Here is a 13611-nt window from a genome sequence, read left to right on the forward strand (position 1 = left end):
GTAAGGTCTACGCATTATTGAGTAAGGGTTACGCAGAACTACGATGTGCGTCAAGCACGGCAGCTCAGGAGGAGGTAGCGGCGGATCATGGCGGCGGATCGTGAAGGTGCGGATGCGGGCGAGGTCGTGGGCCGGACCGCAGGTGAGGTCGCGGGGGACACAGGGCTCTCCGCGACCCTCGAAACGGCCTGGGGGCTGCGAGAACGCCCGTCGAAGGGGCCCAAGCCGGGGCTGAGCCTGGACCGCATCGTCGACGCGGGCGTCGCCATCGCCGCTGCGGAGGGGATCGGTGCGGTCTCCATGGGGCGGGTCGCCAAGGCGCTCGGCGTCTCGCCGATGTCCCTCTACCGGTACGTCTCTTCGCGGGACGAGCTGTACGTCCTCATGCAGGACGCCGCCACGGGGTCGCCGCCCGAGTTGCCGTCCGACGTCGTGGGGTGGCGGGCGCGCCTGGAGTGGTGGGCGCGGGCCCAGCGCGATGTCTTCCGGCGCAATCTGTGGCTCGTACGCATCCCCATCAGCGGGCCGCCCGCGACGCCCCGCCAGTTGGAGTGGATGGAACAGGGGCTCGCGGCGCTCGACGGGAGCGGCCTTGAGGAGGGCTGGAAGCCGTCCGTCCTGATGCTCATCGGCGGCTTCGTGCGCAACGAGGTCACGCTCATGGCCGACCTGGACGCGGGCATGCTGTCCGGCGGCCAGGAGCCCGACGAGGTGATGCGGCAGTACGCCCGCACCGTCGACGCGCTCACCTCTGCCGCCCCGGACCGCTTCCCCGCGCTGCGTCGGCTGCTCGCGGTGGGCGTACTGGAGGTCGCCGACGCCGAGGACGCGGAGTTCGAGTTCGGGATCGGACGGGTGCTCGACGGGGTGGCCGTGATGGTGGATGGGGAGGGGGCGGGGGGCGCGTAGGGGCGAGGCCGCTTGACGCCCTCACGCCCTCAAGCCCTCACGTCCTCAAGCCCGCACGTCCTCACGCGTACCGCGTCAGCCCCGACCGCAGCTGTCCGAACGCCCGGTTCGTCGCCACCACCGCGTCCGGCCAGACCGCTTCCGCCTTCTCGCCCGCGTCGACCCTGCGCCAGATGTCCAGGGCGAGGATGCGTTGCACGGCGATGATCTGGCCGGCGGCCAGGCGCGCGGCGAGTGCGTCTGAGGCCGCTCCGTCCGGCGCTCCGCCCGACGCCGCTCCCGACGCCGCCCCGCCCGACGCCGCCTCGTTCAGCGCGTCCCCCAGCGCCTTCTCCGACCGCTCCTGATACTCGTACAGCCGCGCCACCAGCGACGGCGTCCCGTACAGCAGCCGGTGGAAGGCCAGTACGTGGACGTTGTCGCACAAGCCCGTCACCGGGTCCTGGCGCTCCAGGCCGTCGAGGAAGTGGCGGTGCAGGGCGTCCAGGGGGGAGCGCTTCGCGGGGCGCGCGGTGACGACCCGCGCCGCCTCGTCCAGATGGTCGGCGAACCGGTGGAGTACGAGGTCCTCCTTGGCGGGGAAGTACCGGAACAGGGTCGGCTTGGAGATGTCGGCGGCGGCTGCCACCTCCGCGACCGGCACCTTCTCGAAGCCCTTCTCCAGGAAGAGCGCGATCGCCGCGTCGGAGACCGCCTGGTACATCCGCTGCTTCTTGCGCTCGCGGAGACCGAGGCCGTCGGTACCGGTACCGGTACCGGTACCGGTACCGACGACATCGGTAACGGTGCCGGTGCCGGTACCAGAACCCATGCCGCTGTCCACTTCTTCGTCTGCCATGGCGGCAGCCTATCCCATTCTTGATTCTCGGTAATAAATTTAACCGAGTTACATTATGCTCGCCGGTATGACGCGACCCGACGAAGCCCTGTCCCAGGAACGCCGCTACCACGACACCTGCCGCACCGCCCTCACCGGCATGGTCGACGGCGCCGAGGATCAGGTCGTCAGCGGAGCGGACGTCTCCGCGTCCGGCGCCGACGCCGAAGTCCTCGGCTACCAGTTCCGCAGCCACGCCAAAGCGATGCGTGAACTCCCCGAGGCCCCGCTCTTCTTCGGCCGCCTCGACTTCGCCGCCGAAGGGCCACAAGCCGCCGAAGCCGGTGATCACCGCGGGCAGAGCTACCACATCGGCCGTCTCCGCATCACCGAACACCCCTCGGCCCCGCCCCTCGTGGTGGACTGGCGCGCCCCCGTGTCCCGCGCCTTCTACCAGGCCGGGGCCCGCGACCCCCAAGGCGTCTCCGTCCGCCGCCGCTTCGGCTGGGCGCCCGGCAGCAAGGGCGACTCCGCCGACCTCACGGGCCTGGAGGACGAGCCGCTTGCCGCCCAGCCCGCGCACCTCGCCCCGAGCACCCCGCCCGTACCCGGCAGCCGCATCCTCGCCGGAGAGATCGAACGCCCCCGCGTCGGCCCCATGCGCGACATCGCCGCCACCATCCAGCCCGAGCAGGACGACCTCGTCCGCGGCGAACTCACCGCGTCCGTCTGCGTCCAGGGCGCCCCCGGCACCGGCAAGACGGCCGTCGGCCTGCACCGCGCCGCCTACCTCCTCTACACCCACCCCCAGCGAGTACAGCGCGCCGGACTCCTCATCCTCGGCCCCAACCGCACCTTCCTGCGCTACATCGCCGAGGTGCTCCCCTCCCTCGGCGAGACCGGCGTGCGTCAGTCCACCGTCGCTGACGAGATCGCCAGGGCCGAGGCCCCCGTCCGGGCCCAGGACGGCGAGAGCGCGGCGAGCGTCAAGCACGACGCCCGGATGGCGGCCGTCCTGCGCTGCGCGCTCTACTCGCGCGTCGCGCCGCCCGCCAACTCCGTCGCGGTGCAGGACGGTTCGTACACCTGGCGGGTCGCGCTCGGCGACCTGGAGCGGATCATCGCGGACGTACGCGCCGAGGAACCCCCGTACGCCGTCGGCCGCGAGCGCGTGCGCACCCGTGCCGTCCGGTACATCCAGGAGCAGGCCGAGCGCCGCGCGGGCCCCGTGAACAACACCTGGCTGCAGAAGATCTCCCGCGCCCGCTCCGTCTCGGCGTTCGTCGAAGAGGCCTGGCCCAAGGTCAGGCCCGAGGAGGTGCTCGCCGCGCTGCTCGCGGACCCGCGGGCCCTCGCCGCCGCGTCCGACGGCATTCTCGACGCCGACGAGCAGCGGGCGATCCGGTGGGCCAAGCCCCCGCGCTCGTACAAGTCGGCGAAGTGGTCCGCCGCCGATCTCGTCCTGCTCGACGAGATCGCGGGTCTGCTCGAACGGCCCGACGGCTACGGCCACATCGTCGTCGACGAGGCCCAGGACCTCTCCCCGATGGAGGCCCGCGTGATCGCCCGCCGCGCTGACTTCGGCTCCCTCACCGTCCTCGGTGACCTCGCCCAGGGCACCACCCCGTGGGCCGCCCGCGGCTGGCCCGAACTCCTCGCCCACCTCGGCAAACCCGACGCCTCCGTCACTCCTCTGACCATCGGTTTCCGCGTTCCGAAGGCGGTCGTGGGGCTCGCCAATCGCGTACTGGCCTCGCTCGACGTCGACGTACCGCCCGCGCGATCGCTGCGCGGGGACGGTGAGTTGAGGATCAAGGAGGTACGGGATCTGGGCGCCGCCACCGTCGGCGTGGTGCGGGACGCGCTGTCCCGCGAGGGTTCCGTCGGTGTCATCGCCGCCGACGCCGACACCGACCGCCTGCGCGATGCCCTCACCGCGGCGGGCATCGAGAGCGCGGGCCCGGACGATCTGGGCGCGCGTGTGACGGTGCTGCCCGCGTCCGTGGCGAAGGGCCTTGAGTACGACCATGTGGTGGCCGTCGAGCCCGCCGCCATCGCGGAGGCGGAACGACGGGGGCCCAGCCGTCTGTACGTGGTCCTGACCAGGGCGGTCTCGCGGCTCGACGTGCTGCACAGCAGGCCGCTTCCGTGGGAGGCGTAAGAGGGGGGCGCCAAGGGGGGGCGCTAAGGGGGCGATCGTCCGGGCTCTTCACGGGCTCTTCACGGGTACATGCCTTTGCGGTTATATAGCCAGCGAGGTATGTTCGAGGTATGCCCATACCGTTCGACGTGCTCGCCGAGCCCAGCCGCCAGAAGATCCTCGATCTGCTCCTCGAGCGTCCTCATCTGGTCGGTGAGCTCACCGAGCGGCTCGGTCTGAGCCAGCCCGGCACGTCCAAGCATCTGCGGGTCCTGCGCGACGCGGGTCTCGTGAAGGTGCGGCAGGACGGGCAGCGCCGCTGGTACGAGCTGCGGCCCGAGCCCCTCGCCGAGCTCGACGCGTGGCTCGCGCACTACCGGCACCTCTGGGCGGGCAGGATCGACGCCCTCGAACGGCACCTCGACGTCATGGACGGTGAGTCCTGATGAACATGGATGGTGACTCCTCATGAACCCGCACTCCGACACCCTCGGCCCCGACGAGGAAGGCGGCCGCAGCGTCCTGCGGATGGAGCGCCGCCTCGCGCACCCGCCCGCCAAGGTCTGGGCCGCGATCACCCGCCCCGAGCACCTCGCCCAGTGGTTCCCCTCCGAGGTGACCCTGGAGCTGCGGCCCGGCGGCGCGATGGGCTTCCACTTTCCCGGCGACGAGGGCCCCGGCATGACCGGCGAGGTCACCGACGCCGACGAGCCGCGCCTCTTCGCCTTCAGCTGGGGCGACGACCACCTGCGCTGGGAGATCACCCCGGAAGGACCCGACGGCCGGAACTCGCTGCTCACCCTCGTCCACACCTTCGGTGACCGCTTCGGCGCCCCGAGCTTCGCCGCGGGCTGGCAGCTGTGCGTCTCGGCGCTCGGCCAGTTCCTGGACGGCGGGAAGGCCGAGGTGAGCCGGGACGCGGGCGAGCTGCACGAGGCGTATCTGGAGCAGTTCGACCTGGGGCACGGGCAGATCACCGACGGCGGCATCCGCTTCGAGCGTCAGCTGGTGCGCTCCGCGGACGCGGTGTGGGCCGAACTCTGCTCCGGCGAGGAGCCGTTGGAGGGCGACACGGCCCCCGACGGATTCCTGGCGGACGGCGTCTCCGCGGGCCCGGTCACCGCGCTGCGGGCCCCGGTGTCGCTCACGTACGCCGTGCATCCCAAGGGTGAGGTGCGCTGGGAGCTCGGCGAGGGCACGGGTTACGGCACCCGGCTCGTCCTCACGCAGACCGGCCCCTTCGGCAGCGCGGCGGCCACGGAGGAGGCGCTCGCCGCCTGGCACGCCCGCATCGAGCGGTTGGCGGGACGGCTGTTGGAGGGCTGAGGCAGGCTCCCTCGGCGGCGGCGGCGGCGGCAGTGGCGGCGGCAGTGGCGGTGGCAGTGGCGGTGGCGGTGGCGTCAGGCGGGCTGCAGGGCGGGCGCCGCCGGAGCGGCCGCGACCTTGCGGGTCTCGCGCAGTATCAGCAGGCCGTTGACCACCATCAGTGTCGCGGTCAGGCAGTGGATGCCGAGCGCGATGGCCACGGAGCCGTGGTGGGCAAGGACGGTGGTCATGTCGCCGTACGCGGCGAAGGCCTCCACGAGGAGCACCCAGCCAAGGGCTCTGCGCTGGCCCGTCACCAGCAGGATGCCCAGGACCAGGGCCATGACGACGTCACGGATTCCCTTGACGATCAGAAAGCCGTCACCGTCGCCGGACGGCCAGCTCGGCAGTCCGAAGCCCGGTGCCGTCGTCTCCGGGCTCACGATGAACTCCGTCCCGAACCAGAGGATGAAGAGGATGAAGGCGGCGGCCAGAACGGTGTTGAGCTTCTTCAGCGGCATTGTTCGTCTCCTTGCGAGTCTTCGCGGGCTTGGTGGCCTTCGTGGAGCGTGCTGAGCTTTGAGGAGCGTGCTGAGATTCGTGGAGCGTGTTGAGTCGGCTCAGGCGAGGGCGGCGACCAGCAGGGCGAAGGCGGCGATGAGGACGGCGACGCGGACGTAGTGGAAGCGGTTCCAGCGGTTCATCTGCTCCTTCCAGTCGGCGGGCCGGTTCTCAGGGGTCCACGTCTTGTTCCGGTTGTTGATCGGGACGAGCAGCAGAAGCGACATGATCACGCTGAGGAGCAGCAGCGCGCCCGCGGTGATGACGAGGCCGGTGCCGTGGTGGTGCCATCCGGCGACGACCCAGACCGCCATGAGGATGAGCGAGCCGATGTACCAGAACGGCATCACGGCGCCGAGCATCCGGCCCCCGTGGGCGTTGCCGAGTTGGCCGCTGTCCTCGGGGAGTGCGTTGAGGATCGGGTTCATGACGAAGGCGACAGAGAACTCCACCCCCACCATCACGCCGAAGATCACGACGGTGAACACCTCAAGTGCGTTGAGCATGATGACCTCTCCTGGCATCTAGCGTTGCTAGCTGATGAGGCAACGCTAGCTCTACTGCCGCTCGATTGTCTAGCGATGCTAGGATCGAATCATGTCGGTACAGGAACGCAAGCAGCGCGAACGGGCGGAGCGCGAGCGCCTCATCGTGGCGACGGCCCGTGAACTCGCCGAGCAGCAGGGCTGGGACGCGGTCACCACCCGCCGGCTCGCCGAGCGCATCGAGTACAGCCAGCCCGTCCTCTACAGCCACTTCCGCGGCAAGCGCGAGATCATCGGCGCCGTCGCCATCGAAGGCGCCGCCGAGCTGGCCGCGGCGGTGCGGGCCGCGACCGCCGCCGCGGACGGCCCGCGCGCCCGGGTGTACGCCCTCGCCCGCGCCTACCTCGACTTCGCCGCACGCAACCCGGCGGTCTACGACGCCCTGTTCCAGCTCGACGGAGGCCTGGCGTTCGCGGACGAGGACACGCCGGAACCTCTCAAGGACGCGTTCGCCGCCCTGCTGGAGAGCCTCGGTGAGGTCGCCGGGGACGGCGTCGATCCGGGACTGTTCACCGAGACGTTCTGGGCGGCCCTGCACGGCCTGGCCACCCTCACCCGAGCGGGACGGCTGCCGCCCGAGTACATCGAGCCGAGGGTGGAACTCCTCGTGGACCGGCTCGCCGCGGTCTGACGCACTCCGTCAGGACGGTCGCCCCCGTCAGGACGGTCGATCCCGTCAGGATGGTCGAAGGACCTCGATCACGCTCGCGTAGCTGTCGGAGCCGTGCCCGGCGGCGCTGGTGCGCTCCATGGTGGCCTTCAGGAGTTCCGGCAGCGCGTTGTCGATGCCACGGTCGGCCGCCGCGTGGATGAGGTGTCCGATCGCCGCGATCTGTACGTCGACGGTGGCGTCGTCGCCCGGATAGTGCCCGGCGTCCACCTGGGCGGCGTAGGTACCGAGGAACCCGGTGACCGCGTTCGTCAGCCAGCGGACGGCGACGGGCGTGAAGTCGGCGGCCTTGGTCGCGTCGGCGCCGACCAGGGCGGTGCCGTGCAGCCAGCCGGTGAACGTGGACCACATGAGGCCGAGCAGGGCGGCGTCGTAGAGCGAGGCACGGCCGGGCTCCGCGCCCAGGTACAGGGGATCGCCGAGGGCGGCCAGGGTGGGGCGGTGCGCCTCGAACACCTCTGCCGAGCCGCTGTAGAGGAACATCATCTCCGGGTTGCCGACCCCCGGCGGCGTCGTCATGATCGCCCCGTCGAGATGGCCGACGCCCAGCGAACGCGCCCACGACGCCGCCTCGCCGGCCTGCTCCGGGGAGCCGGATGTGAGGTTGACCAGGGCCTTGCCAGCGAGGGACCCGGCGATGGGGTTCAGGACGGCGCGCAGGGCGTCGTCGTCGAGCACGCAGGCAAGGATCAACGGGCTCGCGGCGACGGCTTCTTCAGGGGTGGCGGCGAGGCGGGCGCCCTGGGCGACGAGGGGTTCGGCCTTGGCGGGAGAGCGGTTCCAGACGGTGGTGGGGTGGCCCTGCTTCAGGAGGGTGGCGGCGAGGGCGGCGCCCATGTTGCCGAGGCCGATGACGGTGACGGGGGGCTTCTGCGTACTGAACGAGTTCTCTGTGCTCGTGTGCTCTGTGCTCATGCGGACCACGCTCGCAGCGGGCGGCGGCGCCGGACAGTGACAGGGATGACGGCGGCCACCAAATTCCTGCCACGCGCCGCGGGGGTTCTGCAGCGGCTTAGTCTCACCGTATGAGCGCTGGTTCCGTGGCCTTGGTCGTGACCGAGGAGATAGCGATCCCGTCCTGGGATCTGTATGAACTGAGCATCCCCTGCACGGTGTTCGGGAAGCCGCAGCCGGACCTGTCGGAGCACTGGTACGACTTCCGGCTGTGCAGCGCCGCGTACGAGGCCGGGGGCGAGACCTTCGGCATGACGGTGCGCACCCCGTACGGCCTCGACGACATCGTCGGGGCGGACACGGTCATCGTCACGTCCGTGCCGGACGCCTGCGTGGAGGAGGGGCGTCCGCTGCCGGACGGCCTGGCCGCCGCCCTGCGCCGCGCGTACGACGGGGGAGCCCGCATGGTCTCCCTGTGCACCGGCGCCTTCGCCCTTGCCGAGGCGGGGCTCCTCGACGGCCGCAGGGCAACCGCGCACTGGATGCACACGGCCCAGCTCGCCGCGCGCTACCCGAAGGTGGAGGTCGACGACTCCGTCCTCTACGTGGACGACGGCGACGTCCTGACCAGCGCGGGCGTCAGCGCGGGCCTCGACCTGTGCCTGCATCTGGTCCGCCGCGACCTGGGCGCGCACGTCGCCAACCAGCTGGCCCGCCGTATGGTCGTGCCCGCCCACCGACCCGGCGGCCAGGCCCAGTTCATCGACCTCTCCGTCCCCGCTGCGGACGACGAGGGCCTTGGCCCCGTACTCGACTGGGCGCGCGCCCGCCTCGACCGCCCCCTGACGGTCGACGACCTGGCGCGCCGGGCGGCGATGAGCCCGCGCACCCTCTACCGCCGCCTCCAGGCGGCCACCGGCACGACTCCGCTCCAGTGGCTGCTCAACCAGCGCCTGGCCCGCGCCCAGAGCCTCCTCGAATCGACGGCCGCCCCGATCGACAAGGTCGCGGAACTGAGCGGCCTCGGCACGGCGAACAACCTCCGCCACCATTTCCTCAAGCAGGTAGGGGTGTCACCGGGGGACTACCGGCGGGCCTTCGGGGCGAGCGTGGGAGCGGGTCTCGGTCGCTGGGAGTAGGACCTGCGCCTCATGTGCGCATCGAGGGCGCTGATTAGTGTCGGCGCTCATGCGGAACACGGAGATTGTTGGTCACGCGGAGATTGTTCGTCGTGAAGGCCCCGAGCGCAGGCGCGAGACGCTGGCACGCCTCGACCGGGAGCGGGACATATGGCTGTCGACGTCTCACCCGGAGCACGGCCCGCACCAGGTGCCCCTGTGGTTCCGCTGGGACGGCCGGGCGCTGTGGATGTGCACCGGCGAGGCCTCCGTGACCGCCCGCAACGCGCGGGCCGAGCCACGGGTGCGCCTCGCACTGCCGGACACCGCCGACGTGGTGCTCGTACAGGGCGAGGCGGAGTGCTTCAAGGCCCGCGACGTTCCGCCGGAGGACGCGGACGGATTCGCCGGGAAGTTCGGCTGGGACCCGCGTGAGGAGGAGGCCCCGTTCCTGTACCTGCGCGTGACGCCGAGAACGGTGCGGGCCTGGCACGGCGAGCACGAGCAGCACGGCAGGGTCCTCATGCGGGACGGGGCGTGGGTGGTGTAGCGGCGCGCTTCTACTGCTTGCGCGGCTGGTTGAAGCGGAGCATGTTCCCGGACGGGTCGCGGAAGGCGCAGTCGCGGACGCCGTACGGCTGGTCCATCGGCTCCTGCAGCACCTCGCCGCCCGCGGCACGGATCCGCTCGAAGGTGGCGTCGATGTCGGTGCTCCGGAAGATGACGCCCCGCAGCATGCCCTTGGCGAGCAGTTCGGCAGCGGCCTGCCGGTCGGCGGCGGATGCGTTCGGGTCGGCGAGCGGCGGTTCGAGGACGATCTCCACGTCCGGCTGCGACGGCGAGGCGACGGTCACCCAGCGCATGCCCTCGAAACCGACGTCGTTGCGTACTTCGAGGCCGAGTACGTCGCGGTAGAAGGCGAGCGCCTTGTCGTGGTCGTCGACGGCGATGAAACACTGGGAGAGGCTGATTTCCATGGGTACGACGCTACGTACCGGCGTCGGGTTTCGCTTCTCCGTTTCTGACCGGCCTGGTGCGGGTCTTGGCGACGCAGGCCGGGATGGCGGCGCCGTGGCCGTGGTCGCGGGCCCGGTACGCGCTCGGGCTCTCGCCGACCAACTCGGTGAACCGCGTGCTGAAGGAGCCCAGCGAGGTACAGCCCACGGCCATGCAGACCTCCGTCACCGACAGGTCCCCGCGCCGCAGCAGCGCCTTGGCCCGCTCGATGCGGCGGGTCATGAGATAGCTGTACGGCGTCTCTCCGTAGGCGGCGCGGAAGCTGCGCGAGAAGTGGCCGGGGGACATGAGGGCGGCCCGCGCCAGAGCCGGGACGTCCAGGGGTTCCGCGTAGTCGCGGTCCATCCGGTCACGGGCCTTGCGCAGGAGGACGAGGTCGGGGAGAGACACAGGCACACGGGGAACGTTACCGAGACACCCCGTGAAGACCCCTCAGGCACGGGGAAATCCCTAGGGTGCGGCGGGGCTCAGCGCACCGGGAAGCCGAAGGTGTAGCCGTCCTGCTTGAGCTGGGGCAGGACCTGGCGCAGGGCCTCGACGGTCTGGGTGCGGTCGCCGCCCGCGTCGTGGAAGAGGAGCGTCGGGCCGTTGGGCAGCTCGCGCCGGACGGTGGCGACGATGGCGTCCGTACCCGGGTGCTCGAAGTCCTTGGTGTCCACGTTCCAGCCGAGGGGGCGCATGCCGTGGGAAGCGGCGAGCTTGCGGCTGTAGGGGGTGAAGGCACCGCCGGGCGCGCGGTAGTACATGGGCCGTACGCCCCCGGACGCCTTGGTGATCATGCGTTCGGCGTCGACTATCTGCTTCGACTGGTAGGCCTCGGATTCCTTGTCCATGGCGGTGTTGTGCGACACCGTGTGGTCGCAGAGACGGTGCCCGTCCGCGACGACCTTCTTCACGAGGTCCGGGTGGGCCTGCGCCTGCGTACCCACCATGCAGAACGTGGCCTTCACCTTGTACTCCCGCAGCAACTCGAGCACTTCAGGAGTCCACTTGGGGTCGGGACCGTCGTCGATGGTGATGTTGACGCCGCGCTCGCCCTTGTCCGAGGCGTGCACGATGGCCGCCGAGACCGGCTTCACCTTCGACGTGGCGGGGGCGTTCGCCTTGGGCGACGATTCGGTACCGGCCTGCGCGGTCCACACCGATGCGCCGGTGGCCAGCAGTGTCACGCCGAGCGCCGCACCGATCATCTTGCCGTACCAGCCCCGTGCGTTGCTGTGCCGTGCCATGTCCGCCCCTTTGCGTACTGTCCTCGCCGATCCCCTGGTCACGTGCGACCCACCAGGGGGGACGAGGTACGGCGACGGAAGGATGCACCCGTTACCGGTCAATGACAATTCCGATGGAGTTCGCGGACAACTCTCCGCGAACGGCGGCCGAAACGGTGCGGGTTGGCCCGATTTCACCCCCACGTGAACGACCGCACATGGCCTGGCCGTTGGGTGCGGACCGTGAGATCTTCCTGGGATGTCCGACGCTGCGGGTGAATCGGTTTCGGCACGACGCGACGACCGACCTGATGCCCAACTCGACGGCCGGCCCGACGACCGCCCCGACGACCGGCCCGACGACCGCGTCGCATCCGCTCTGCGCTTCGCGGTGGAACTCGTCGCCTGGGTGGCGACCCCCTGGGCGCTGGCCGGCCACTCGTGGCTGCTCGCCGTCCTGTCCGTGGTGCTCCTGATCGGCCTTCCCACGTGTTTCTCCACTCCAGGTGACAAGGCGAGCGTGATCATCGCCGTACCCGGCTGGGTCACCATCCTTCTCGTGCTTCTCCAGATCGTCGCGGCGGTGACTTCTTCGTGGCTGGCCTGGCCGACGTGGGCGGCGGTCCTGGTGTCCCTGGCGGCGGCCGTCACCCTCGTCACGGAGCGGCGCCGCTGGAGGTGGCTCGTCGGCAAGGCGGCCCATTAGAGGTGTGACGGACGGGGCGGTCGCCCCCCCCACCGGCCGATTGCAGAAAAGTCCCGGTGACACGCCGCTAAATGCCGCCCTCACCGGGACTTTCCTGCAACCGCCCTGCTCCCGGCCGCGAATGGCCAGGGCGGTCAGGGGTGGTGAAGCTCCACTCCTGGAGGGCCGACCGCAGTTCCGGCTCGGTCAGCCAGCCGTGCCGGGCGACCTCATCGGGATCGGCGGCCACGGCGTCCGGCACCACGGCTTCGTGCACGCCGACCCCAGCACGCGATCTTGATCGTCGACACGCTCCACCAGTTCATCCACGACGCGCACCCTTGCAGAGCCCACCGACAACGCCGCTTCCCGGTGTCCTGTCTCAGATATGTGTGGGCACCGCAGCCTGCGTCGCTCCCATCACCACACGAGCGCGCTGGAGGCAGTGCGCACAAGGCCGGGGACGCTCTGGCTGACGAAAGCTGTCAGTTCTCATACGATCCCGCTTCAAGGTGGGGGCGAAGAGGGGGGGCGGCCAGTGCGCCGCTTTGTGATTGCTGTGCTCAGCACAGTGTTGGCGATGACGGGCGGTGGTTGTGCGGCGGACAAGGGCACGCCTCGTCCGACGGCACATCAGAGCGGGAAGGCCGATTCCGGGCCGTGGCGGCCGGTGGGTCACACCGGCAACCCCGGGAACCTGTACGGCGTGGTGGCTACCGGCGCGCAAGACGCATGGGCGGTGGGAGACGAGAACAACGAGCCGGTCGTCATGCGGTGGCGCGGCGGGACGTGGACGGGTCTCGATGTACCCGGGCAACTCGGCTTGAACAGCCTGCGCGTCGTCGCAGCCTCGGGGCCGGGTGACGTGTGGGTCTTCGGTGCCGCGCAGCTGACCGGCGGACAGGAATCACGGGCAGCACGGTGGAACGGAAGCCGGTGGACACTCGCCTGGCGTGAGCCCAACTCCGTGGTGGACGCGGCAACTGTCGCGGGGCCCGACGACGTGTGGGTGGCGGCGCGGCGGCGGGGCGGTGATGGCACCTGCCGTTCCTTCCTCCGGCACCATACGGCTGCGGGCTGGTCGGCCGTCGCCCTGCCGTCGGTGGTGTGCGTGCATGCCATGCATGCCCTGTCGCCTCGGGATGTCTGGGCCGTGGGCGAGGGCCGGGGCCGACCGGTAACTCTGCACTGGGACGGGCGGAGGTGGCGCACGGTGCCGCTGCCGCCCGAGGTCGCGGGGCCAGCCGGAGAGCTGCGCGGTCTCGCCGCACAGTCGCCGACGCAGCTCTGGGCGGTCGGCCGCACGGGTCGAATGGGGGACGTCGTCGGGCCTGTCGCGGTGCGCTGGGACGGGCACAAGTGGGTGAGTGTGGTCGGCTCCGGCGTCGCCGGGAAATTCATCAATGCCACCGCCGACGGACAGGACGGGATCTTTGTCTCCGCATTCTCCGCGAGCGGCGACGATCTGGTCTTCCACTACGACGGCCGGAACTGGTCGAGCGAACATGTCGCCTCCGACCACTCGATCACCGGCCTTGCTACCATCCCCGGCACGTCCCAGGTCGTTGCCGTGGGCATCTGCTGCGAAGGCTACGACGAAGACACCAGCGGCAAGATCTGGATGCACCAATGACGATCCATGGCTGGTCACCACAAGACTCATACCGACACTGGCTCCGGGCAAGGATCTCCATCAGCAAGGGCAGTGATCTCCCAGGCCGGGATGCCCACAGAAGCCTGAG

The 13611-nt window shown here is 70.5% G+C and carries 17 protein-coding genes; 9 read left to right on the plus strand and 8 right to left on the minus strand.

The annotated features are described in order from the left end of the window. Positions 1 to 87 precede the first annotated feature (87 nt). A complete protein-coding gene (locus ACWFRJ_RS43110) occupies positions 88 to 909 on the plus strand; it encodes a TetR/AcrR family transcriptional regulator (protein WP_453544298.1) in 822 nt (273 codons plus the stop codon). 61 nt (positions 910 to 970) lie between these two features. Here the strand turns inward: ACWFRJ_RS43110 and ACWFRJ_RS43115 are convergent, their stop codons facing one another. Beyond that, positions 971 to 1747 (minus strand): TetR/AcrR family transcriptional regulator, encoded by a 777-nt coding sequence (locus tag ACWFRJ_RS43115; protein WP_453544300.1) that lies wholly within the window; start codon positions 1745 to 1747, stop codon positions 971 to 973. A gap of 67 nt (positions 1748 to 1814) precedes the next feature. On the opposite strand from ACWFRJ_RS43115, the gene ACWFRJ_RS43120 reads away from it, so the two are divergent. From ACWFRJ_RS43120 to ACWFRJ_RS43130, 3 genes are all read left to right on the plus strand, one after another. Further along, the gene (locus tag ACWFRJ_RS43120) at positions 1815 to 3887 is read left to right on the plus strand and encodes a HelD family protein (RefSeq protein WP_453544302.1); all 2073 of its coding nucleotides are present in this window, start codon (positions 1815 to 1817) and stop codon (positions 3885 to 3887) included. 110 nt (positions 3888 to 3997) lie between these two features. Next, positions 3998 to 4312 (plus strand): ArsR/SmtB family transcription factor, encoded by a 315-nt coding sequence (locus ACWFRJ_RS43125; RefSeq protein ID WP_383276138.1) that lies wholly within the window; start codon positions 3998 to 4000, stop codon positions 4310 to 4312. A gap of 22 nt (positions 4313 to 4334) precedes the next feature. After that, positions 4335 to 5192 (plus strand): SRPBCC family protein, encoded by an 858-nt coding sequence (locus ACWFRJ_RS43130; protein ID WP_453544305.1) that lies wholly within the window; start codon positions 4335 to 4337, stop codon positions 5190 to 5192. A gap of 74 nt (positions 5193 to 5266) precedes the next feature. On the opposite strand, the gene ACWFRJ_RS43135 is transcribed toward ACWFRJ_RS43130, so the two are convergent. Further along, complete coding sequence (locus ACWFRJ_RS43135; RefSeq protein ID WP_453544306.1) at positions 5267 to 5692, minus strand: DUF4267 domain-containing protein; 426 nt, start codon at positions 5690 to 5692, stop codon at positions 5267 to 5269. 99 nt (positions 5693 to 5791) lie between these two features. Continuing rightward, positions 5792 to 6238 (minus strand): anthrone oxygenase family protein, encoded by a 447-nt coding sequence (locus tag ACWFRJ_RS43140; RefSeq protein ID WP_453544309.1) that lies wholly within the window; start codon positions 6236 to 6238, stop codon positions 5792 to 5794. A gap of 91 nt (positions 6239 to 6329) precedes the next feature. Here ACWFRJ_RS43140 and ACWFRJ_RS43145 point away from each other — a divergent pair, with 91 nt between their 5' ends. Then, positions 6330 to 6908, plus strand: a complete 579-nt coding sequence (locus ACWFRJ_RS43145) for a TetR/AcrR family transcriptional regulator (RefSeq protein ID WP_453544311.1) — start codon at positions 6330 to 6332, stop codon at positions 6906 to 6908. 45 nt (positions 6909 to 6953) lie between these two features. Here the strand turns inward: ACWFRJ_RS43145 and ACWFRJ_RS43150 are convergent, their stop codons facing one another. Beyond that, positions 6954 to 7862, minus strand: a complete 909-nt coding sequence (locus tag ACWFRJ_RS43150) for an NAD(P)-dependent oxidoreductase (protein WP_453544313.1) — start codon at positions 7860 to 7862, stop codon at positions 6954 to 6956. A gap of 131 nt (positions 7863 to 7993) precedes the next feature. On the opposite strand from ACWFRJ_RS43150, the gene ACWFRJ_RS43155 reads away from it, so the two are divergent. Both ACWFRJ_RS43155 and ACWFRJ_RS43160 read left to right on the plus strand, forming a co-directional pair. Beyond that, a complete protein-coding gene (locus ACWFRJ_RS43155) occupies positions 7994 to 8980 on the plus strand; it encodes a GlxA family transcriptional regulator (protein WP_453544369.1) in 987 nt (328 codons plus the stop codon). A 49-nt stretch (positions 8981 to 9029) separates the two neighbouring features. Then, positions 9030 to 9509 carry a pyridoxamine 5'-phosphate oxidase family protein gene (locus tag ACWFRJ_RS43160; protein ID WP_453544315.1) on the plus strand — a complete coding sequence of 160 codons (480 nt, stop codon included), beginning with the start codon at positions 9030 to 9032 and terminating at the stop codon, positions 9507 to 9509. A gap of 10 nt (positions 9510 to 9519) precedes the next feature. Here ACWFRJ_RS43160 and ACWFRJ_RS43165 read toward each other — a convergent pair whose 3' ends face one another. The 3 genes from ACWFRJ_RS43165 to ACWFRJ_RS43175 form a co-directional block, all read right to left on the minus strand. Continuing rightward, a complete protein-coding gene (locus ACWFRJ_RS43165; RefSeq protein WP_453544317.1) occupies positions 9520 to 9936 on the minus strand; it encodes a VOC family protein in 417 nt (138 codons plus the stop codon). A 10-nt stretch (positions 9937 to 9946) separates the two neighbouring features. Continuing rightward, on the minus strand, positions 9947 to 10366 hold the full coding sequence (locus ACWFRJ_RS43170) for a helix-turn-helix transcriptional regulator (protein WP_453544371.1): 420 nt from the start codon (positions 10364 to 10366) through the stop codon (positions 9947 to 9949). Positions 10367 to 10443: 77 nt separating this feature from the next. Beyond that, entirely contained in the window at positions 10444 to 11205 is a 762-nt protein-coding gene (locus tag ACWFRJ_RS43175) for a polysaccharide deacetylase family protein (RefSeq protein WP_453544319.1), read from the minus strand. A 238-nt stretch (positions 11206 to 11443) separates the two neighbouring features. On the opposite strand from ACWFRJ_RS43175, the gene ACWFRJ_RS43180 reads away from it, so the two are divergent. Beyond that, a complete protein-coding gene (locus ACWFRJ_RS43180) occupies positions 11444 to 11890 on the plus strand; it encodes a hypothetical protein (RefSeq protein WP_453544321.1) in 447 nt (148 codons plus the stop codon). A 67-nt stretch (positions 11891 to 11957) separates the two neighbouring features. On the opposite strand, the gene ACWFRJ_RS43185 is transcribed toward ACWFRJ_RS43180, so the two are convergent. Then, a complete protein-coding gene (locus ACWFRJ_RS43185; protein WP_453544323.1) occupies positions 11958 to 12146 on the minus strand; it encodes a hypothetical protein in 189 nt (62 codons plus the stop codon). Positions 12147 to 12449: 303 nt separating this feature from the next. Between ACWFRJ_RS43185 and ACWFRJ_RS43190 the strand changes: the two genes are divergently transcribed. Next, positions 12450 to 13502, plus strand: a complete 1053-nt coding sequence (locus tag ACWFRJ_RS43190) for a hypothetical protein (RefSeq protein ID WP_453544325.1) — start codon at positions 12450 to 12452, stop codon at positions 13500 to 13502. The last annotated feature ends 109 nt before the right edge of the window (positions 13503 to 13611 follow it).

This window comes from Streptomyces sp. NPDC055239 (genome assembly GCF_053606205.1).

Excerpts from the sequence above, each read along its gene's own strand:
- ACWFRJ_RS43110 (WP_453544298.1), top strand. The coding sequence starts at position 88 with ATGGCGGCGGATCGTGAAGGTGCGGATGCGGGCGAGGTCGTGGGCCGG.
- ACWFRJ_RS43115 (WP_453544300.1), bottom strand. The coding sequence starts at position 1,747 with ATGGCAGACGAAGAAGTGGACAGCGGCATGGGTTCTGGTACCGGCACC.
- ACWFRJ_RS43120 (WP_453544302.1), top strand. The coding sequence starts at position 1,815 with ATGACGCGACCCGACGAAGCCCTGTCCCAGGAACGCCGCTACCACGAC.
- ACWFRJ_RS43125 (WP_383276138.1), top strand. The coding sequence starts at position 3,998 with ATGCCCATACCGTTCGACGTGCTCGCCGAGCCCAGCCGCCAGAAGATC.
- ACWFRJ_RS43130 (WP_453544305.1), top strand. The coding sequence starts at position 4,335 with ATGAACCCGCACTCCGACACCCTCGGCCCCGACGAGGAAGGCGGCCGC.
- ACWFRJ_RS43135 (WP_453544306.1), bottom strand. The coding sequence starts at position 5,692 with ATGCCGCTGAAGAAGCTCAACACCGTTCTGGCCGCCGCCTTCATCCTC.
- ACWFRJ_RS43140 (WP_453544309.1), bottom strand. The coding sequence starts at position 6,238 with ATGCTCAACGCACTTGAGGTGTTCACCGTCGTGATCTTCGGCGTGATG.
- ACWFRJ_RS43145 (WP_453544311.1), top strand. The coding sequence starts at position 6,330 with ATGTCGGTACAGGAACGCAAGCAGCGCGAACGGGCGGAGCGCGAGCGC.
- ACWFRJ_RS43150 (WP_453544313.1), bottom strand. The coding sequence starts at position 7,862 with ATGAGCACAGAGCACACGAGCACAGAGAACTCGTTCAGTACGCAGAAG.
- ACWFRJ_RS43160 (WP_453544315.1), top strand. The coding sequence starts at position 9,030 with ATGCGGAACACGGAGATTGTTGGTCACGCGGAGATTGTTCGTCGTGAA.
- ACWFRJ_RS43165 (WP_453544317.1), bottom strand. The coding sequence starts at position 9,936 with ATGGAAATCAGCCTCTCCCAGTGTTTCATCGCCGTCGACGACCACGAC.
- ACWFRJ_RS43175 (WP_453544319.1), bottom strand. The coding sequence starts at position 11,205 with ATGGCACGGCACAGCAACGCACGGGGCTGGTACGGCAAGATGATCGGT.
- ACWFRJ_RS43180 (WP_453544321.1), top strand. The coding sequence starts at position 11,444 with ATGTCCGACGCTGCGGGTGAATCGGTTTCGGCACGACGCGACGACCGA.
- ACWFRJ_RS43190 (WP_453544325.1), top strand. The coding sequence starts at position 12,450 with ATGACGGGCGGTGGTTGTGCGGCGGACAAGGGCACGCCTCGTCCGACG.